Here is a 19,612-nt window from a genome sequence, read left to right on the forward strand (position 1 = left end):
TAAAGGCGGATAATCGCGCCATGGATATCGAAACCATCACTCCCACCGAAGCCCGGCGTCGGCAGCAGTCCGGTGCCGTGTTGATCGATGTGCGCGAGACGCACGAACGGGCGTTGGGCATGGCCGAAGGTGCACTGGGCATCGCGCGCAGCGAGTTGGAGTCGCTACCCACTGGCAGCATCCCTGACCGGGATACCCCGGTGATGCTGATCTGCGAAGTCGGTGGGCGCTCACTGCAGGTGGCGGCAACGCTGCTGGACGCCGGCTATGCCCAGGTCGCCTCGGTGGAAGGCGGTACCCGACGCTGGCGCGCGGATGGCCTGCCGTTGGTTCAGCCAGCTGGCGATCACGACTTTTACGAGCGGTATTCCCGCCACCTGCTGTTGCCCGAAGTCGGCGAGGTCGGCCAGCGAAAGCTGCAGGCCGCGCGGGTGGCGATTGTCGGTGCGGGTGGGCTGGGTTCGCCGTCCGCGTATTACCTGGCAGCGGCCGGGGTCGGGTCGTTGGTGTTGGCTGATGACGACGTCGTCGACCGCAGCAACCTGCAGCGGCAGATCCTGCACACCGATGCGCGGATCGGCATGGCCAAGGTTGATTCGGCGCAGGTCGCGCTGTCGGCATTGAACCCCAATATCACCATTGACACGTTTGCCGAGCGCATCACCAGCACAAACTTGGAGCGGCTGATCGCCGACGCTGACGTAGTGCTCGATGGTGGCGATAATTTCGCCGTCCGCTATCTGCTCAACGATGCCTGCGTAAAGCTCGGCAAGCCGTTGGTATATGGCGCCGTACATCGTTTCCACGGGCAGATCAGCGTGTTTGACGCCGGCCGCCGGCGTGGCGAGGCGCCATGCTATCGCTGCCTGTTCCCGCAGCCGCCATCACCCGAATCGGCCCCCAATTGCAGCGAAGCCGGAGTGCTGGGGGTGCTGCCGGGCGTGATTGGCATGTTGCAGGCCACCGAGGTGATCAAGCTGCTGCTGGGGATTGGCCAATCACTGTCCGGGCGGTTATTGCAATTTGATGCGTTGGGCATGCAGTTCCGCCAGACCCGGCTGTCGCCAGACCCGGACTGCGTCGTCTGTGCACCAGGGCAGGCGTTTCCCGGGTACATCGATTACGAAGCATTCTGCTCCGCCGGATAGAGCGCAAGATCGGCGATAATACCGACCCCAGCTGCACTCAGGCCGAGATATTTGAAGACTGTCGCAACGCCCCAGACCGCCCGGATCCTTGATGGCAAACGCATTGCCGAGGATCTGCTCGACAGCCTCAAGGTGCGGGTCGATGCCCGCATTGCCGCCGGCAAGACCCCTCCGGGCCTTGCCGTGGTATTGGTGGGCGGCGATCCGGCCTCGGCGGTGTACGTGCGCAACAAGCGCCGCGCGGCCAGCAAGGTGGGCATTCGCGCGATCGATTTCGACTTGCCGCCAGACACCAGCGATGAGGAGCTGCTGGCGCTGATCGACAGGCTCAATGTCGATCCCGAGGTGCACGGCATCCTGGTCCAGCTGCCGCTACCGGATCGTCGCGACCCGTCGGCGCTGATCCATCGCATCTCGCCGGCCAAGGACGTCGATGGCTTCCACCCGGAGAACGTCGGCCACCTGGCGCTGCGCGAGTTCGGGTTGCGTCCCTGTACGCCCCGCGGCATCACCACTTTGCTGGCCTATACCGATCGTCCGGTACGTGGCGCAAGCGCGACCATTGTCGGCGTGTCCAATCATGTCGGCCGGCCGATGTTGCTGGAGTTGCTGATCGCTGGTTGCACCACCACCAGCTGCCACAAGTTCACCCCGCCAGAGGTGCTGGAAACCGCCGTGCGCGGCGCGGACATCCTGGTGGTGGCGGTCGGACGCCCGCAGTTGATCCCCGGCGAATGGATCAAGCCTGGCGCGGTAGTGATCGATGTGGGGATCAACCGGCTTGATGATGGCCGTCTGGTGGGCGACGTGGGCTTTGCGGCAGCTTCCCAGCGCGCCAGCTGGATCACCCCGGTTCCCGGCGGGGTAGGGCCAATGACGGTCGCAACGCTGATGGAGAACACCCTGGAGGCAGCCGAAGCCAGTGACACCGGATCGCGCCAGCCGGCCTGGAACGCAGTACAATGACGGGCTTCACTCCCCCCGGTCCCGCCCATGTTGCGCATCCAGGCTGAAGCACTCACCTACGACGATGTATCCCTCGTTCCGGCGCATTCGATTGTCCTGCCCAAGGACGTATCGCTCTCCACCCGCCTGACTCGCGACCTGAATTTGCGGCTGCCGATCCTGTCGGCGGCAATGGACACCGTCAGCGAGGCGCGCCTGGCGATCGCGTTGGCGCAGCTGGGCGGCATCAGCATCATCCACAAGAGCATGACCGTCGCCCAGCAGGCTGCGCACGTCGCCCAGGTCAAATCCTTCGAGGCCGGCGTGATCAAGTCGCCGTTCACGGTCGGGCCGGAAACCACGATTGCCGACGTGCTCAAGTTGACCCGCGAGCGCAACATCTCCGGCGTGCCGGTGGTGGACGAAGGCCAACTGGTCGGCATCGTCACCAGCCGTGACATGCGCTTCGAGACCAAGCACGACGACCCGGTCCGCCACATCATGACCCGCAAGGATCGGCTGATCACGGTCCACGAGGGTGCCAGCGACGAGGAAGTCGTGGGCCTGTTGCACAAGCACCGGATTGAGAAGGTACTGGTGGTCAACGATGCCTTCCAGCTCAAGGGCCTGATCACGGTCAAGGACATCCAGAAGAAATCCGACAACCCCAACGCGGCCTATGACAGCAGCGAACGCCTGATGGTGGGTGCGGCGGTCGGGGTCGGTGGCGATACCGAGGCGCGCATCGAGGCGCTGGCCGCGGCCGGCGTCGACGTGGTCGTGGTCGATACCGCGCACGGGCATTCGCAGGGTGTGCTGGATCGGGTCAAGTGGGTCAAGAAAAACTTCCCCCAACTGCAGGTCATCGGCGGCAACATCGTGACTGGCGATGCCGCGCTGGCGCTGATGGACCACGGCGCCGATGCCGTCAAGGTCGGCATCGGTCCCGGCTCGATCTGCACTACCCGCATCGTCGCCGGCGTCGGCGTGCCGCAGATCAGCGCGATCGACATGGTGGCCGAAGCACTGCAGGACCGCATTCCATTGATCGCCGATGGCGGCATCCGCTATTCGGGTGATATCGGCAAGGCCATCGCGGCCGGCGCTTCCACCGTGATGGTCGGCAGCCTGTTTGCCGGTACCGAGGAGTCTCCGGGCGAGAGCGAGCTGTTCCAGGGCCGCAGCTACAAGAGCTACCGCGGCATGGGTAGCCTGGCCGCAATGGAGAAAGGCTCCAAGGACCGTTATTTCCAGGACTCGGAGGACGCGGACAAGCTGGTACCCGAGGGCATCGAAGGCCGTGTTCCCTACCGCGGGCCGTTGCGCGGCGTCGTCCATCAGCTGGTTGGGGGACTGCGCGCCACCATGGGGTACGTGGGTTGCGCGACCATCGAGGAGATGCGCAGGACGCCGCAGTTCGTGCGGGTGACCTCCGCCGGCTCGCGTGAGAGTCACGTCCATGACGTGCAGATCACCAAGGAACCGCCGAACTACCGGGCGGTGTGACGCCAACACGGGTAGTGACCTTTTCGAGTAGACGATGACCGATATCCATAGCGACAAGATCCTGATCCTCGATTTCGGCGCGCAATACACGCAGCTGATTGCCCGTCGTATCCGTGAGCTGGGCGTCTATTGCGAGATATGGGCGTGGGACCATGACCCGACCCAGATCGCCAGCTTTGGCGCGAACGGCATCATCCTGTCGGGTGGGCCGGAATCAACCACGACCGAAAACTCGCCGCGCGCACCGCAGGAAGTATTCGACTCCGGCTTGCCGATCCTGGGCATTTGCTATGGCATGCAGACCATGGCCAAGCAGCTCGGCGGGGAAACCGAGGCCGCCGACCAGCGCGAGTATGGCCACGCTGAAGTCGCCCTGGTCTCCCATGACCGCCTGCTGGATGGGCTGAAGGACCATCCGGGTTCTCCGCCGCGGCTCGATGTGTGGATGAGCCACGGCGATCACGTATCCCGGGCCCCGGAAGGATTCGTGGTTACCGCGAAGACCGACCGCATTCCGGTCGCGGCGATGGCGAATGACAGCAAGCGCTGGTACGGCGTGCAATTCCATCCCGAAGTCACCCATACCAAGCAGGGTGGCGCGCTGCTGAAGCAGTTCGTTACTGGAATCTGCGGTTGCCAGGCGTTGTGGACCCCCGCGCTGATCATCCAGGACCAGATTTCCCGCGTGCGCGATACCGTCGGTACCGACGAGGTAATCCTTGGCCTGTCCGGCGGCGTCGACTCATCGGTGGTCGCCGCCTTGTTGCACAAGGCGATCGGCGAACAACTGACCTGCGTTTTCGTCGACACCGGCTTGCTGCGCTACCAGGAAGGCGACCAGGTGATGGCGACGTTCGCCGAGCACCTGGGTGTCAAGGTGATCCGGGTCGATGCGGCCGACCGCTACTTCACGGCGCTCGCGGGCATCACCGATCCGGAAGCCAAGCGCAAGATCATCGGCAACCTGTTCGTGGAGATATTCGACGAGCAGTCGAGCAAACTGAAAAACGCGAAATGGCTCGCCCAGGGCACGATCTACCCCGACGTGATCGAGTCGGCCGGCAGCACGACCGGCAAGGCGCACATGATCAAGAGCCACCACAATGTCGGTGGTTTGCCCGAGTACATGAAGCTGGGGCTGGTGGAACCGTTGCGCGAGTTGTTCAAGGACGAAGTTCGCCGGATGGGTGTCGAGCTCGGTTTGCCGCCGGTGATGGTCAACCGGCACCCGTTCCCCGGGCCCGGGCTTGGCGTGCGGATCCTGGGTGAAGTGAAGCGCGAATACGCCGAACTGCTGGCCCGCGCCGACCACATCTTCATCGACGAGCTGCGCAAGGCCGATTTGTATGACAAGACCAGCCAGGCATTCGCGGTGTTCCTGCCGGTCAAATCGGTCGGCGTGGTGGGCGATGCCCGCGCCTACGAGTGGGTGATAGCGCTGCGCGCGGTGGAGACCGTCGACTTCATGACGGCTCACTGGGCACACTTGCCGTACGATTTTTTGGGAACAGTTTCAAATCGTATTATCAATGAGTTACGGAATGTTTCTCGCGTGGTTTATGACATCAGTGGGAAGCCGCCCGCCACGATCGAGTGGGAATGAGCGACGACGAACGCTGGATGTGTCAGGCGCTCGCGCTGGCCGACCGGGCCGAGCGTGAGGACGACGAAATCCCGGTTGGAGCCGTGTTGGTTTCGGCTGACGGTGTTGTCGTCGGAGAAGGGTGGAACCGCAACATCGTCGAGCGTGATCCGAGCGCGCATGCCGAAATCGTCGCGATGCGGCAGGCAGGTCGGCGCCTGGGTAACCACCGCCTGACCGGGAGCACCCTGTACGTCACCCTGGAACCCTGCGCGATGTGCGCGATGGCGATGGTGCATGCGCGGGTCGCGCGGGTGGTCTACGGTGCCAGCGATCCCAAGACCGGCGCTGCGGGCAGCGTCTTCAACCTGCTTGCCGACCCGCGCCACAACCACCGGGTGGATGTACTCGGCGGCGTGCTGGGTGAAGAGGCTGGCATGCGGCTGACCAGCTATTTCCGGCGCAAGCGGGGCAAGCCCGCCTGAGTGTGTCGAGACGGTGCCTCAGCCCTTGTGCACGACCGGGGCGGGAGCGTCCCGGTCCAGTTCGGCTTTGAGTTCGCGATCAAGCATGCGCAGGCTGATCCTGGCCTCGTGTCCGAGACAAAGCGACGCCGCAAACATCAGCAGGACGCCCAACACCGCGAGCACGGTCGGCAGGAATCCCAGTTGATAGCCGAAGAAAGCATCCGCGGCGATTCCGATACTCGTGCAGACGAATGCGCTCAGCGCGGCATACAACATCCTCAGCGCGGCCAACACCAGATAGGAGCGCTTTCGATGGAAGCCGATGCGGGTCTCCAGCTCGGTCCTGAGCGGGCCTCGCGCCGTCGACCTCAGGTTCTCGATCTCCTTGCGCATCCGGTCGACCACCCGTGCGAGCCGATTGTTGGAGGAAATCAGCAGGGAGCCCGTCGCGGTGAGGAAGAACGCCGGGGTGATCATCGCCGAGATGACGGCGTAATGGTTCGGGTCGGCGATGAGGGGAGGGGTCATGAAGGGCGTCCGTAGCAGGCTGACGGTATGATGCCTGCCACTTCATGATGACACGAGCGCATGACCTCGAACGGCTCCCCGAACGCTGAAAACCTGATCTGGATCGACCTGGAAATGACCGGGTTGGACACCGACAACGACTCCATTCTGGAGATCGCAACCGTGGTGACGGACAAGCAGCTCAACATACTGGCCGAGGGCCCGGAGCTGGCGATCGGACACCCGCTGGCGCAGCTGGAAGCGATGGACGACTGGAACCGCAACCAGCATCGCAAGTCCGGCTTGTGGGATCGGGTGCTGAACCAGGGTGTGTCAATGACCGAGGCCGAACAACGCACGCTCGCCTTCCTGGCCGAGTGGGTGCCGGCGAATGCATCACCGATCTGCGGAAACTCGATCTGCCAGGACCGTCGTTTCCTGCATCGCCTGATGCCACGGGTGGAGCGGCACTTCCATTACCGCAACCTGGATGTCAGCACCCTCAAAGAGCTGGCGCATCGCTGGGCGCCCACGGTGCTGGCCGGGTTGAACAAGCACTCTCGCCATACTGCCCTGAGTGACGTTCATGACTCCATCGCGGAGTTGCAGCACTACCGCGCATTCATGGGTCAGCTGGGCGGTCTGGATTCGCCATCGCGTTGATGGAGATGGACCTCGCGCTGCGGGAATGGCGGGCTGACACCGGCCTTGTCGAAGGCCTTCTTGATCAGCTCCAACAGCTCGCACCTGGTCGCGAAGTTGTCGGCGTTGTTTGTATGGCAGCGCACTCCCAGATCCACGCTGTTCTCGCCCAGGGCGTACACCAGCACGCTGGGCTCGGGATCGGCAAAGACGCGCTGGTCGGCATGCATCAATCGCAGCGCAATATCACGTGCAACATCGATGTCGGCGGTGTAGCCAATGCTGATGACCAACTCGACCCGGCGCATGTTGTCGGGGGTGAAGTTGATGATCGATTCGCTGGTGATCAGGCTGTTGGGCAGGATGATTGTCTGGTTGTCCGCGCCGCGCAGGCGGGTCTGGAAAATGCTGACCGCCTCGACCGTGCCACTTTCATTGTTGATGTTGACCACATGACCTACCCGGAACGGCCTGAGCGTCACCAGCATCACGCCCGAGGCGATGTTCGACAACGAGTCCTTCAGCGCCAGGCCGATCGCCAGACCGGCGGCGCCGAGCACCGCGATCATTGAAGTCATCGGCACGCCGATCACCTGCAACGATGCCAGCGCCAGGACGACCGTCATCAGCACTGAGGCGACCTTGCTCAGGAACATCGCCGCGGTCGGGTCCATCTGGGTGCGACTCATGCCGCGTGTTGTTGCAGCGGTGATCCAGGCAATGAGATAGCGCCCTGCCAGGAACAGCAACAGTGCCAGCCCGATGCGGATGCCGATCCCGACGAATGCCTGGGTCCATTCGCCGGCACGTGCGTGCGCGATCCAGCCGGTGGATACCTGGATTGTGGCGGTCGGGGTCATACACCAGTCTCCTCATGTGCGACGCCCCGCATCAAGCGGGGCGTCCAGTGTCGTCTTGAAGCCTAGCGGCTACGCTGTTAGCGGGCTGTCAGTTTTCAGCCGGCCTTGGCTTTCGCCTTGGCCAGGCGCAGCCAAGTGTCCACGACCGTATCGGGATTCAGTGATACCGAATCGATTCCCTGTTCCATCAACCATTGGGCGAGGTCGGCGTGGTCGCTGGGGCCCTGACCGCAGATGCCAACGTACTTGCCCTTGGCCTTCGCGGTCTGGATCGCCATCGACAACAACTTCTTCACCGCCGGGTCGCGCTCATCGAACAGGTGGGCGATCAGACCCGAGTCGCGATCCAGCCCCAGGGTCAACTGGGTCATGTCGTTGGAGCCGATCGAGAAGCCGTCGAATATCTCCAGGAACTCCTCGGCCATCAGTGCATTGGACGGCAGCTCGCACATCATGATGATCTTGAGTCCGTCCTTGCCCTGTTCCAGCCCATTGGCGCGCAGGACCTCAACCACTTTGCGGCCCTCATCCAGCGTGCGGACGAACGGGATCATCACCCAGCAATTGATCAGCCCCATCTGCTCGCGAACCTTGAGCACCGCTCTGCATTCCAGCGCAAACGCAGCGCTGAAGCTTGGGTCGAGGTAACGGGCAGCGCCGCGGAAGCCGATCATCGGGTTTTCTTCATGCGGCTCGTATCGCGAACCACCAATCAGGTTGGCGTACTCGTTGGACTTGAAGTCCGACAACCGCACGATCACCGGTTTGGGGGCGACGGATGCGGTAATCGTCGCGATGCCCTCGGCCAGCCTGTCGACGTAGAACTCGACCGGGTCACCGTAGCCGGCGATCTTGTCGTCGATCTTGCGCTTGGTCTCCGCATCCTGCTGGTCGTATTCGAGCAAGGCCTGCGGATGGATGCCGATGTGGCTGGCGATGATCATCTCCAGCCGGGCCAGGCCGATGCCCGCGTTGGGCAACATGGCGAAGTCGAATGCACGGTCGGGGTTGCCGACATTCATCATTATTTTCAGCGGCGCTGGCGGCATCTTGTCCAGATCGGCGACATGGCGCTCGAAGGGCAGGGCGCCATCGTAGATGAAGCCGGTATCGCCCTCCGCGCAGCTCACCGTGACCGTCTGGCCGTCCTTGATCGTGTCCAGCGCGTTGCCGGTGCCGACCACGGCGGGGACACCCAACTCGCGGGCGATGATCGCCGCGTGGCAGGTACGGCCGCCACGATTGGTGACGATCGCGGCCGAACGCTTCATCACCGGCTCCCAGTCCGGATCGGTCATGTCGGCGATCAGGACGTCGCCGGGCTGTACGCGGGCCATGTCTTCCATCGAGCGCACCACGCGAGCCACGCCGCTGCCGATCCTCTGGCCGATCGAACGACCTTCACAGATTACGGGTCCGCGCTCGCCAAGCTGGTAACGCTCGATCTGGGTGGCTTTCGCGCGTGATTTCACGGTTTCCGGGCGCGCCTGGACGATGAACAGCTTGCCGCTGACGCCATCCTTTGCCCACTCGATATCCATCGGCCGGCCGTAGTGCTTCTCGATCACCAGTGCCTGTTTGGCCAGCTCGTGCACTTCCTCGTCGCTGATGGAGAAGGTGCCGCGCAACTCCGCGGGAGTGTCCTCGGTACGTACCCGCTCGCCGGGCTCGTCGGAATACACCATGCGCAGCTGCTTGGCACCAATCGAGCGACGCAGGATCGCCTGCTTGCCCTGGGCCAAGGTGGGCTTGTAGACGTAGAACTCGTCGGGATTGACCGCGCCTTGCACGACCATTTCACCCAGCCCGAAGCTGGAGGTGATGAACACCACTTCGCGGAAACCCGACTCGGTGTCCAGGGTGAACAGCACGCCGGACGAGCCGACATCGGCGCGCACCATCAATTGCACGCCGGCGGACAGGAACACGTCCTCGTGCTTGAAGCCGTGATGCACGCGGTAGGCGATCGCGCGATCGTTATAGAGGCTGGCAAAGACTTCCTTCACCTTGACCACCACATCGTCCTCGCCGGTGACGTTGAGGAAGGTCTCCTGCTGCCCGGCAAAACTTGCGTCCGGCAGATCTTCGGCGGTGGCCGAGGAGCGGACCGCGACGGCGACATCGCCGCCACCGTTCTCGGAACACAATTGCCGATAGCCGTGGCGGATGTCGGCATCGAGCGATGGCTGCAGCGGCGCACCGATCACCCAATCGCGGATCTGCTTGCCGGCCTCGCCAAGCGCGCCCACATCCTCGACGTCCAGCGGCGCCAGCCGGTCGAAGATGCGTTGTTCCAGATCGTTGTGGGCGATGAAGTCCTTGAACGCCTCCGACGTGGTCGCAAAGCCACCTGGCACCGATACTCCGAGGTTGGCCAGGTTGCCGATCATCTCGCCCAGCGACGAATTCTTGCCACCCACCCGGGCGAGGTCGTCAAGGCGCAGCGCATGCAACCACAGGATGTTGTCGTTCAAAACGGGGTATCTCCGTAGACTTTGAAGCGCGTAGGGCGCGGCGGAGCCGCTATGATCGCCCTTGCGCCGGATGCACACAAGGTTGATCGGGCCGGCATTTTCGTATGGATGACCAACAACGGCAGGGTGAGTGATGGCAGAGGTACGACCGGTTTTCTATGTTTCCGATGGCACCGGCATCACCGCCGAGACAATCGGCCACAGTTTGCTGACCCAGTTCAACGGGACGCGCTTTGAAGGCGAACGCATTTCCTTCGTGGACTCGGTGGCGCGCGCGGAGGACGCCGTTGAACGTATCCGTGGGGCAGCGGAGCGTTCTGGCACCCGGCCGATCGTCATCAATACCTGCGTGGATGAGACCGTCAGCGCCACCCTGGCCAACAGTGGCGCGCTGATGCTGGATGCATTCGCTCCGTTCATCAAACCACTGGAGCGCGAGTTGGGGCACGCACGCCAGCACCACGTTGGACGTGCCCACGCGATCGTGGATTTCGACAGCTACCACCGCCGCATCAACGCCATGAACTACGCGTTGACCCACGATGACGGCATTGCCATCGACTACAGCGATGCCGACGTGATCCTGGTTGCCGTGTCGCGCGCCGGCAAGACGCCCACCTGTGTCTATCTGGCGATGCAGTACGGCATCCGGGCCGCCAACTATCCGCTGACCGCCGAAGACCTGGATCACGATCGCCTGCCGGCCCAGTTGAAGGCGTCGCGCGCGAAGCTGTTCGGGTTGACCATCGATCCCGTACGGCTGCAGCAGATCCGCCAGGAGCGCCGGCCGGACTCGAATTACGCCAAGCTGGAGACCTGCAAACGCGAGGTGGCCGCCGCCGAGGCCCTGTTCCGCGGGGAGCGCATCCCGACCCAGAGCACGACCAATACCTCCATCGAGGAAATCTCCAGCAAGGTGATGTCGACATTGGGCATTCGGCGGGAGATGTACTGACCTGCCACGTGTAGCATCGGGGCATGGACGCACAGGCAACCCGCACCACCCACATCCCCACGCTCAGCCGCTTTGGCTGGTTGATGGGGCTGTACACCGAAAACCATGTGCGGCTGGGACGCGTCATCGCGCCCGCCGAGCTGGAAGTAGGGCGATACATATCCAGTGTCGGTGACGGCCTGGACCTGCAGGTAGACGTGTTGGAGCAGCACCGTTACACCACCGAGCTGCGCCTGACCTACGGCATGCCGGACCCGGTGACCGGGCAGCCCGACCCGTCGGCTTATCTGCGCCAGTACCATGACGCCCGGCAGCTGGAGGCAACGCATTGCTATATCGGGCGTCGCTGGCAGGATGTCATCGGCATGCATCCGTTGCCCGCCGAATTGATCAGCCACCGGATGCGGATGAATACGTTTTTGGGGAAGTGGCTGCAGTACCTCGCCGAGCGCGGTCATTGCATCGCCACGCTGACGGCAATTACGGCCGGTCGTGAGGGGAATTCACACGAAGTAGCAAACATGGCTTGACGGTTTCAACAGTCGCCTCTAAGCTTATCGACTTTCCAGCCCGTGGGGCCATAGCTCAGCTGGGAGAGCGCCTGCATGGCATGCAGGAGGTCGGCGGTTCGATCCCGCCTGGCTCCACCATTTTCAAGGTTCTTCGTTACTCGACCGAGTGAAAGCGGTCGGCAAAAGTACGAAGCTCCCGCGTGTCCCCATCGTCTAGAGGCCTAGGACACTGCCCTTTCACGGCGGCGACAGGGGTTCGAATCCCCTTGGGGACACCATTTTTTACCCAACGCACAAGGCCACCTTCGGGTGGCCTTGTGCGTTGGCGTGTCGGCAGCGCTGGCGTCCAACGCCAAGATGGACTTTACAACCAGAAACGACCAATTGATGCCGGCCCGCAACGAGAAAACCCCGTAAGGCGTGAGCCTTACGGGGTTGTCGTTTCGCACTTCTGAATTGGTGGAGGTGGGGGGAATTGAACCCCCGTCCGAAGGCACTCCATCCCCGGCCCTACATGCTTAGTGCTCCGTTAAGTCTCATCCCCGGACAGCACGGCGCACAAAGCGCATCCGGGGACCAGCCTGCTTTAGGTTAACCGGGTGCTGGCAGGCAGCCACTCCCGGCGATTCCGTGATGATGACCCTACGTCGCGAGCACGGACACAAGCGATTTCGGGGCTTAGGCCTTAAGCGGCCAGTGCGTAGTTGTCGTCGTTCGCAACTAGAGTTTTGCAGCTGGATTTACGAGGAAAGCTACCCCCTCGGCATGCGCCAAGCGATTTCGCGACCCCCGTCGAAGCCAGTGCACCCCCGGGGACTACAAGATTGCTGACACCGGCAGTATAAGGCGCAAAGGTCGCTGCACAAGGTTTCCTCGTAAATCTGCTCCGCCGCGTTCAGCTGCCTCATCTGCAGCGACGGGCCGACGGCGTCCTTGTATGCTTGACCACAATGGATAATGCGCCCGGTGATAGCCCCAAACGCTCCTTTGCCAGCCGGTTGAGACCGTTACGCGGGCACCTGCTGGCGTTGGTCGTGTTGCTGGCGTCGCTGGTGTCGGTGCTGGTGTTGTGGCGGACCGCCTACGAGCGGGAGTTGCGCACCAGCGAGATCACCTTCAGGGATGAAAGCGACGATATCACCGAGCTGCTGCAGCAACGGATGATCAACTACGAGTTGGTTGCCGGTGGCGGCATTTCGCTGTTTGCGGTCACCCGGCCGACACCGGAGCAGTGGGCCAGCTATGTAGGGGGGCTGGAGTTGTCACGTCGCTTCCCCAGTATCGTCGGACTGGGCTTTGCGGGCTACCTGCGCAAGGCGCGCATGGTTGACCTGCAGCGGGAATGGCAAGAGGCAGGTTGGGGCCAACTGGACGTGCGTCCGCATGGCGACCGGACGAAGTACGGGCCGATCCTGTTTCTGGAGCCGCACACTGCTGCCAACGTGGCGGCCATTGGCTATGACATGTTTTCCGAGCCAACCCGCGGTGCCGCGATGACCGAAGCGATGATGACTGGCCAGTCGGCATTGTCGGGGCCGGTACACCTGATCCAGGACGGGGCGGCGCAGAACGTCGGCCTGTTGCTGTACGTGCCGGTATATCGCGGTGTCCAGCGCCCCGACACGCCGGCTGCGCGACGTGACTCCATGCTCGGCTGGGTATACATCCCCTTCCGGCTGGAGCCGCTGGTGCTGGAGGCGGTCGGCGATCGGCAATCGAGGTTCCAGATACTCGACGTCACCGATGAGAAGGTCGAACTGCTGTATGTCACACCCGGAGAATTATCGGACCAGGCACCCGCGTTCCGATATCACACCACGATTGAGAGCTATGGACGGCAGTGGCGGTTGGAATTCCAGTCCGAACCGCTGGCCCTGGCGGTGCCGCGGCTGCAAGGCTTGCGGAACATGCTGGTCTTTGGCCTGTTCGCTTCCTTGCTCATGTATGGCGTCGCCTGGATGCTGGCGCGGACCGAGTCGAGGGCTCACTCGATTGCGTTGCGGCTGAACGAGGACTTCCGGCGCAGCGAGGAGCGCTTTCGTACCGCGATGGCGTATTCGGCAATCGGCAAGGTCCTGCTGGATAGCCACCACTGCATCGTCGAGGCGAACGCGGCATTTGCCGCGATCGTGGGTCGCAGGTCCGAGGAATTGGTCGGCACGAAGCTGGAGTCCCTGCTGGAAGACGAGGTGGAATCGGGCGATGGCGCCACGCCTCGACATCGTGGGGATGCAAGTGGCGTGCGCCGTGAGACGCGTCTGGTACGTCGCGCAGACGGAGAACCACGCCATATCCACCTGACGCGCGCCCCGATACCGGGCAGCGTCGGCACCGATATCGCCGGCCTGGCCCAGGCCGAGGACGTAACGGAGCGTTTGCGTGCTGAAGCCTCGGTGCGGGCGCTTAACCGGACCCTGGAATCACGCGTCGCCCTGCGCACGCGCGAATTGAGCCAGGTCAACCAGGAGTTGGAGTCGTTCGCCTACAGCGTCTCCCATGACCTGCGCGCACCACTGCGCGCGATTGCCGGTTTCAGCAAGATACTGACCGAGAAATATGGCGACCAGCTGGACGAGACAGGGCAGGGTTACCTGATGCGGACACGCAATGCCGCCGGTCGCATGGGTGAGCTGATCGACGCACTGCTGCGCATGTCGCGACTGAGCCGCAGCGAGCTGACAATTGAACCGGTAGCACTGAGCCAGGTGGCGGCGGAAGTCGTCGATGACCTGCGGGGCGCGGACCCGGAACGCAAGGTCGAGGTTGAAATCACGCCTGGACTTCGCGTCAACGGCGACCCGAGCTTGCTGCGCAACCTGCTGACCAACCTGCTGGCGAACGCATGGAAGTTTACCGGCAACCGGGACCTGGCCCGGATCCAGTTCGGCCGTGAAGGCGATGAGTTCTTTGTCCGCGACAACGGCGTCGGATTCGGCCAGGCCTATGTGCAAAAGCTGTTCCGCCCGTTCCAGCGCTTGCATGCCCAGTCCGCATTCGAAGGCCATGGCATCGGTCTGGCATCGGCGCGACGGATCGTCGAGCGCCACGGCGGCACGATACGTGCCGAGGGTCGCGAAGGGGAGGGCGCGAGCTTCTACTTCACCTTGCCCGGCGCCACTGCGGAATAGCCCCGTTACTGCCTGCTGATGCCGTGCAGACGCCCTGGCCGGGGGATCGTCAAGCGTTCTTGTTGTGTGAGCGCATGGTGCGTTGTTTCTCACGCTGCCAATCACGGTCCTTGTTGGTCTGGCGCTTGTCGTGATCCTGCTTGCCCTTGGCCAGCGCGAGCTCGATCTTGACCTTGTTGCCCTTCCAGTACATCGAGGTGGGCACCACCGTGTACCCGTCGCGTTCGACCCGACCGATCAGGTTGTCGATCTCGCGCCGGTGCAACAGCAGCTTGCGGGTACGCAAGGCCTCGGCGACGACGTGGCTTGAGGTGGAGATCACCGGAGTCATCTGTGCGCCGAACAGGAACATCTCCCCACTGCGGATCACCGCGTAGCTCTCGCCGATGTTGGCGCGCCCGGCACGGATCGATTTCAGCTCCCAGCCCTGCAGTGCCAAGCCCGCTTCGAAACGCTCTTCAAGGTGGTAGTCATAGCGGGCACGCTTGTTCAGCGCGATGGTGCCCCCGCCTGCCTTTCCTTTATCCTTGCCAGCCTTGTTGTCTTTATTTTTTGTCATTGCGCCTATTGTGTCCGATCCGGGGCGCTGCGGGCGACATCGGTGACAGTCGCATGCCATGACCACTATCCAGCGCTCCGCCCTCGTCGATCACTCCTGCACCCGCATGTTCGCGCTGGTCAGTGACGTGGCCGCCTATCCGCGCCGGTTCGACTGGTGCAAGGACGCCCGGGTGCTGGAATCGTCCGATACCCACATGGTCGCGCGCCTGGACCTTGGCCTGGGCGGGCTGAGCACCTGGTTCACCACCCGCAACACCTATTCGGCACCACACCATATCGACATGATCCTGGTGGACGGGCCGTTCCGAAAGCTGTCCGGTCGCTGGGAGTTCCACGCCCTTGACGAGTCGGCCTGCAGGATCGGGCTGACCTTGAGCTTCGAGCCGACGGTGCGTTTGCTGGGTCCGGCAATGGCGCTGGGCTTCCAGAAACTCGCCGACCGCATGGTCGATGATTTCGTCCGTGCGGCGGACCGCGGCGCCCAATGAAAGTCGAGGTCGTGTGCGCATGGCCGCAGCGGTGCCAGCGGGTGACGCTCGAACTGCCGCCCGGCGCCTGCCTTTCGGAAGCCGTGCGGGCAGCAGGCATGGATCGCATCGAGGGCGTCAGCGCTTACGCGGTATTTGGCACCAACGCACAACCAGACTCGCGGCTGCGTGATGGAGATCGCGTCGAGTTGCTGCGGCCGTTGCTGATCGATCCAAAGCAGTCACGCCGACGTCGCGCCCAAGACAGTCGAAAGCAGGGCCGTGGAAAGCAGGGCCGTGGAAAGCAGGAGCCCGGAAAGTAGCCCCGGTACTCGTTACCTGCTCTTGTCCTTGGCCAGGTTTGGCCCGAACTGCTTGCGGGAGTTCTGGGAGATCTCAAGGTCCTGTTCCGGGAAGTACTCGCCCTCCCAGGTCACCAACGCGTCGTTCTCGAACCACAAGGTCAGGTTCTTGACGTGGGTGTGGGCCAGGCGGTCCAGACGTTGGGTGGATGTGTAATCCCAGCGGTCATGGTGGAACGGGTCCTGGACGGACGGCGTGCCCAGCAATCCGAGTACCTGCTGCTTGCCCATGCCCTCTTGCAGTTGCTCCACCGCGGTCGATTCCAGCAGGTTGCCCTGGTAGATCGGCTGGCGGTAGACGATGCCGCAACCACTGGCGATCAAGGCGACGGAAACAGCGAGGAGGAAAGTACGGATCGGGTGCTTTGGCATCGGTTTCTGCGGCAGGCGGATGACGACGGCGATGATACACTGACACCTTGCCGTACGTCCGTTCCCGTTGCTGCGTTCAGCCGGTGTTGCGGGACGCGTGGCATCGCAACGGACCCCGCCAGGAGCCCACGATGGAAACAAAAAATCTCAGGGACGTCGGACTCAAGGTGACCCATCCACGGATGCGGATACTGCAGTTGCTCGACAGCGCCAGGCCCCGGCACATGACCGCCGAGGACATCTATCGGTTATTGCTCGACCAGGGCGAGGACATCGGCCTGGCAACGGTCTACCGGGTGTTGACCCAGTTCGAGGCGGTCGGCCTGGTGCTCAAGCATAATTTCGAGTCCGGCCAGTCGGTCTATGAGCTCGACCGTGGTGGCCATCATGACCACATGGTGGATGTCGATACCGGCAAGATCATCGAGTTCGAGAGCGAAGAAATCGAACGCCTCCAGCACATCATTGCGGAGCGCTACGGCTACCTGATCGAAGACCACTCGCTGGTGTTGTACGTCCGCAAGAAACCCTGAACGGCCGATCCCGAACGGCAGACCCTGAGCGGCGCGTCAGACCACGTCGCTGAGCAGTCGCTTGGCCGCTGCACGCGCTTCGCGGGTCAGTTCCACCCCGCCCAGCATGCGTGCGAGTTCTTCCTGCCGTTGCTCCATATCCAATAGCTGCACCTGGCTCTGGGTGACGCCGTCTGCCGCCGCCTTGCTGACCCGGTAGTGCGCGTGGCCCTGCGCCGCGACCTGCGGCAAGTGGGTAACGCACAGCACCTGGCGGCTGGCACCAAGCGCACGCAACTTCTGGCCGACGATATCGGCTACGGCGCCGCCGATACCCGAGTCGACCTCGTCAAACACCATGCTGGGCACGGCGTCCAGGCCCAGCGCGGCCACCTCGATCGCCAGCGAGATGCGCGACAGTTCGCCGCCCGAGGCGACCTTGCGCAAGGCGCGTGGCGGCTGACCAGGGTTGGCCGCGACCAGGAACTCGACCCGCTCACCGCCCTGCGGGTCGGGTTTGTCGCCCTCGACCGCTTCGATCCCGATCTCGAACAATCCGCCACCCATCCCCAACTCGGCAATCAGCTCGGTGGTGGCCTGGGCCAGAGTGAGCGCTGCCGCACGGCGCTTGTCCCCAAGCACGTCCGCCGCTTTGCGCCAGTGGGTGCGGACGGTGTCGATTTCACCATCGAGCTTCTCCAATCGCGCTCCGGCGCCGCGCAGTTCCTCCAGCTCCATGCCCAGTGCTTCGCGCCGGGCGGCAAGCTCCTCGGGTTGCACCCGATGCTTGCGCGCCAGTTCGTGCAGCCGGCCAAGACGCTGTTCGATGGTGCCAAAGGTGGACGGGTCGATATCCAGATCGCCCCGGATGCGGTCCAGCAGCGCCGTTGCCTCGTCCAACTGGATCGCGGCGGCGTCCAGCATGGCGTCGACCTCGCTCAGCCGGGGCTCGTGCTCGGCCACGCGTCGCAGTTCGCTGCGCACCTGTTGCAGGTCGTGGGAAATCGATGCGCCATCGTCGCCGCTGAGCTGCGCGAACGCGGCGTCGCTGGCATCGATCAGGTCACTGGCATGGGCCTGGCGACGGTGGTCGAGCAACAGTTGCTCGATCGACTCGGGCTCCAGGGTCTCGCGGTCCAGCTCGTCGTGCTGGTGTTCCAGCCAATCGATACGCTCGGACAGGTCGCCTTGCGCCGACAGCTGGTCGCGCTCGCGCAGCAGGTCGGTCCAGCGTCCGGCGGTGTCCACCACCTTCCGTCGCTCGGCGCCGGTACTGGCGTAGGCATCCAGCAAGGCCAGCTGACTGGGCCGCGACAGCAACGCCTGGTGCTCGTGCTGGCCGTGGATCTCAACCAATAGCGTGGCCAGCTCGCCCAGTTGGCCCAATGTCACCGGATGGCCGTTGACCCAGGCCCGTGAGCCGCCGTCGGCGCGGATCACGCGCCGGATCAGGCAGTTCGTGCTTTCGTTATCGGACGGCTCATCGAGTTCGTTACGACGCAGCCAGTCCGCCGCCGCGGGTACGTCATCCAGCGAAAACTCGCCCACCAGCTCGGCGCGCTGAGCACCGTGACGGACCACGCCGCTGTCCGCGCGCAGGCCGGAAAGCAAGCCCAGGGCATCGACCAGCAAGGATTTCCCGGCGCCGGTTTCACCGGAAATGACCGTCAGCCCGGGGCCGAAGGTGAGTTCGGCCTGGCTGACCACGGCAAAGTGCTTGAGTGAGAGGTGAGCGAGCATGTGGCGAACAATCTGGTTGTGAAGGAATGTTGTGAAGGGATGTTGCGCAGGGACAAAGCGTGGCAGAACCGGGTCTCTCATGCTGAGCCACCGGCATTTTGGTTGCCAGCATCTTGAATTGCGAATCGCTGGCCCCAATTGCTGATGCAGTCACGGATAACGCGCCCGAAGGCGCCAGGACCAGAGCAAAGCATGTCCACTGAACCCAATCCAGATCTGGCCAACCAGGCCGCTGAAACCGACCCGTCCATCGACGGCGACAATCCGATGGCCGTCGAGCTGGCCGCCGCACAAGCCGAGCTGGCACAACTGCGCGAGGGCACGTTACGCGACCGCGCCGATATCGAAAACCAGCGCAAGCGCCTGACCCGCGATATCGAGGTGGCGCGCAAGTTCGCCAACGAGCGTCTGCTGGCCGCGCTACTGCCGGTTATTGACAGCCTGGAGGCCGGTTTGGGCGCGGCCCATGGCGATGCCGACGCACTGCGCGAGGGTATGGAACTCACTCTCAGGCAGCTGCTGAAGGTCGCCAGCGACAATGGAATGGTCGAGGTGAATCCGGTCGGACAGCCGTTCAACCCCGAGCACCACCAGGCGATGAGCACGGTCGGCAGCGATGAACACGCGCCGGGGCACGTGGTGCAGGTTTACCAGAAAGGCTGGCTGCTTAACGAGCGTCTGTTGCGCCCGGCCCTGGTGGTGGTGAGCGAGCAGGGTTGACGAGCATTTGCCGCCGTTCCTGACTCCCGGGTCCGATGGTTGCCGGTCCGGTTCTTGAACTGCCGCGCAGCAACCCCCAGATAACAGTCATTGGCAGCATCACCGCCACAAAACATTCGCAGTACATCCAGGATTCCAGAGGAAACAAGACC

The 19,612-nt window shown here is 63.3% G+C and carries 19 protein-coding genes, 2 tRNA genes and 1 other RNA gene; 15 read left to right on the plus strand and 7 right to left on the minus strand.

Annotated features, from left to right (window positions below):
• Positions 1-20: 20 nt before the first annotated feature.
• From moeB to tadA, 5 genes are read left to right on the plus strand one after another with little or no spacing between them, the layout of a single operon-like run.
• On the plus strand, positions 21-1,148 hold the full coding sequence (gene moeB / locus ACW7G6_RS02880; protein ID WP_456979373.1) for a molybdopterin-synthase adenylyltransferase MoeB: 1,128 nt from the start codon (positions 21-23) through the stop codon (positions 1,146-1,148).
• Between the two features lie 51 nt (positions 1,149-1,199).
• Positions 1,200-2,114, plus strand: a complete 915-nt coding sequence (gene folD / locus ACW7G6_RS02885) for a bifunctional methylenetetrahydrofolate dehydrogenase/methenyltetrahydrofolate cyclohydrolase FolD (protein WP_456979374.1) — start codon at positions 1,200-1,202, stop codon at positions 2,112-2,114.
• Positions 2,115-2,141: 27 nt separating this feature from the next.
• Entirely contained in the window at positions 2,142-3,599 is a 1,458-nt protein-coding gene (guaB, locus tag ACW7G6_RS02890; RefSeq protein WP_456979375.1) for an IMP dehydrogenase, read from the plus strand.
• Between the two features lie 34 nt (positions 3,600-3,633).
• Complete coding sequence (gene guaA / locus ACW7G6_RS02895; RefSeq protein WP_456979376.1) at positions 3,634-5,202, plus strand: glutamine-hydrolyzing GMP synthase; 1,569 nt, start codon at positions 3,634-3,636, stop codon at positions 5,200-5,202.
• Positions 5,199-5,666, plus strand: coding sequence for a tRNA adenosine(34) deaminase TadA (gene tadA, locus ACW7G6_RS02900; RefSeq protein WP_456979377.1), 468 nt, complete (start codon positions 5,199-5,201; stop codon positions 5,664-5,666). Before guaA ends, tadA begins: the two co-directional genes overlap by 4 nt.
• 18 nt (positions 5,667-5,684) lie before the next feature.
• On the opposite strand, the gene ACW7G6_RS02905 is transcribed toward tadA, so the two are convergent.
• Positions 5,685-6,176, minus strand: a complete 492-nt coding sequence (locus ACW7G6_RS02905; RefSeq protein WP_456979378.1) for a DUF2721 domain-containing protein — start codon at positions 6,174-6,176, stop codon at positions 5,685-5,687.
• Positions 6,177-6,236: 60 nt separating this feature from the next.
• On the opposite strand from ACW7G6_RS02905, the gene orn reads away from it, so the two are divergent.
• Positions 6,237-6,818 carry an oligoribonuclease gene (gene orn, locus ACW7G6_RS02910; protein WP_456979379.1) on the plus strand — a complete coding sequence of 194 codons (582 nt, stop codon included), beginning with the start codon at positions 6,237-6,239 and terminating at the stop codon, positions 6,816-6,818.
• Here orn and ACW7G6_RS02915 read toward each other — a convergent pair.
• Together ACW7G6_RS02915 and ppsA are read right to left on the minus strand one after the other, a co-directional pair.
• A complete protein-coding gene (locus ACW7G6_RS02915; protein WP_456979380.1) occupies positions 6,785-7,657 on the minus strand; it encodes a mechanosensitive ion channel family protein in 873 nt (290 codons plus the stop codon). The genes orn and ACW7G6_RS02915 overlap by 34 nt on opposite strands.
• 95 nt (positions 7,658-7,752) lie before the next feature.
• Positions 7,753-10,131: a phosphoenolpyruvate synthase gene (ppsA, locus tag ACW7G6_RS02920; RefSeq protein WP_456979381.1), complete on the minus strand. Its 2,379-nt coding sequence runs from the start codon at positions 10,129-10,131 to the stop codon at positions 7,753-7,755.
• Positions 10,132-10,264: 133 nt separating this feature from the next.
• Here ppsA and ppsR point away from each other — a divergent pair, with 133 nt between their 5' ends.
• From ppsR to ACW7G6_RS02940, 4 genes are all read left to right on the plus strand, one after another.
• A complete protein-coding gene (ppsR, locus tag ACW7G6_RS02925; RefSeq protein WP_456979382.1) occupies positions 10,265-11,086 on the plus strand; it encodes a posphoenolpyruvate synthetase regulatory kinase/phosphorylase PpsR in 822 nt (273 codons plus the stop codon).
• A 23-nt stretch (positions 11,087-11,109) separates the two neighbouring features.
• Positions 11,110-11,616: a DUF1249 domain-containing protein gene (locus ACW7G6_RS02930; protein ID WP_456979383.1), complete on the plus strand. Its 507-nt coding sequence runs from the start codon at positions 11,110-11,112 to the stop codon at positions 11,614-11,616.
• Between the two features lie 44 nt (positions 11,617-11,660).
• Positions 11,661-11,736, plus strand: a tRNA-Ala gene (locus tag ACW7G6_RS02935).
• A 64-nt stretch (positions 11,737-11,800) separates the two neighbouring features.
• Positions 11,801-11,876: transfer RNA gene (locus ACW7G6_RS02940), tRNA-Glu, on the plus strand.
• A gap of 179 nt (positions 11,877-12,055) precedes the next feature.
• Here the strand turns inward: ACW7G6_RS02940 and ssrA are convergent.
• Positions 12,056-12,409: a transfer-messenger RNA gene (gene ssrA / locus ACW7G6_RS02945) on the minus strand.
• Between the two features lie 187 nt (positions 12,410-12,596).
• Between ssrA and ACW7G6_RS02950 the strand changes: the two genes are divergently transcribed.
• Positions 12,597-14,726, plus strand: a complete 2,130-nt coding sequence (locus tag ACW7G6_RS02950) for a CHASE domain-containing protein (protein WP_456979384.1) — start codon at positions 12,597-12,599, stop codon at positions 14,724-14,726.
• 49 nt (positions 14,727-14,775) lie between these two features.
• On the opposite strand, the gene smpB is transcribed toward ACW7G6_RS02950, so the two are convergent.
• A complete protein-coding gene (smpB, locus tag ACW7G6_RS02955) occupies positions 14,776-15,285 on the minus strand; it encodes an SsrA-binding protein SmpB (protein ID WP_456961457.1) in 510 nt (169 codons plus the stop codon).
• Positions 15,286-15,343: 58 nt separating this feature from the next.
• Between smpB and ACW7G6_RS02960 the strand changes: the two genes are divergently transcribed.
• Entirely contained in the window at positions 15,344-15,775 is a 432-nt protein-coding gene (locus ACW7G6_RS02960) for a type II toxin-antitoxin system RatA family toxin (RefSeq protein ID WP_456979385.1), read from the plus strand.
• Entirely contained in the window at positions 15,772-16,077 is a 306-nt protein-coding gene (locus ACW7G6_RS02965) for an RnfH family protein (protein WP_456997526.1), read from the plus strand. Before ACW7G6_RS02960 ends, ACW7G6_RS02965 begins: the two co-directional genes overlap by 4 nt.
• A 12-nt stretch (positions 16,078-16,089) precedes the next feature.
• On the opposite strand, the gene ACW7G6_RS02970 is transcribed toward ACW7G6_RS02965, so the two are convergent.
• Positions 16,090-16,473, minus strand: a complete 384-nt coding sequence (locus ACW7G6_RS02970; RefSeq protein WP_456979884.1) for an outer membrane protein assembly factor BamE — start codon at positions 16,471-16,473, stop codon at positions 16,090-16,092.
• Between the two features lie 146 nt (positions 16,474-16,619).
• Here ACW7G6_RS02970 and fur point away from each other — a divergent pair, with 146 nt between their 5' ends.
• Entirely contained in the window at positions 16,620-17,021 is a 402-nt protein-coding gene (gene fur, locus ACW7G6_RS02975) for a ferric iron uptake transcriptional regulator (RefSeq protein ID WP_456961460.1), read from the plus strand.
• 36 nt (positions 17,022-17,057) lie between these two features.
• Here fur and recN read toward each other — a convergent pair whose 3' ends face one another.
• Positions 17,058-18,740: a DNA repair protein RecN gene (gene recN / locus ACW7G6_RS02980; RefSeq protein ID WP_456979387.1), complete on the minus strand. Its 1,683-nt coding sequence runs from the start codon at positions 18,738-18,740 to the stop codon at positions 17,058-17,060.
• Positions 18,741-18,932: 192 nt separating this feature from the next.
• Here recN and grpE point away from each other — a divergent pair, with 192 nt between their 5' ends.
• Positions 18,933-19,460 (plus strand): nucleotide exchange factor GrpE, encoded by a 528-nt coding sequence (gene grpE, locus ACW7G6_RS02985; RefSeq protein ID WP_456979388.1) that lies wholly within the window; start codon positions 18,933-18,935, stop codon positions 19,458-19,460.
• Positions 19,461-19,612 lie beyond the last annotated feature (152 nt).

The sequence above is a fragment of the Lysobacter sp. A421 genome, from assembly GCF_054052145.1.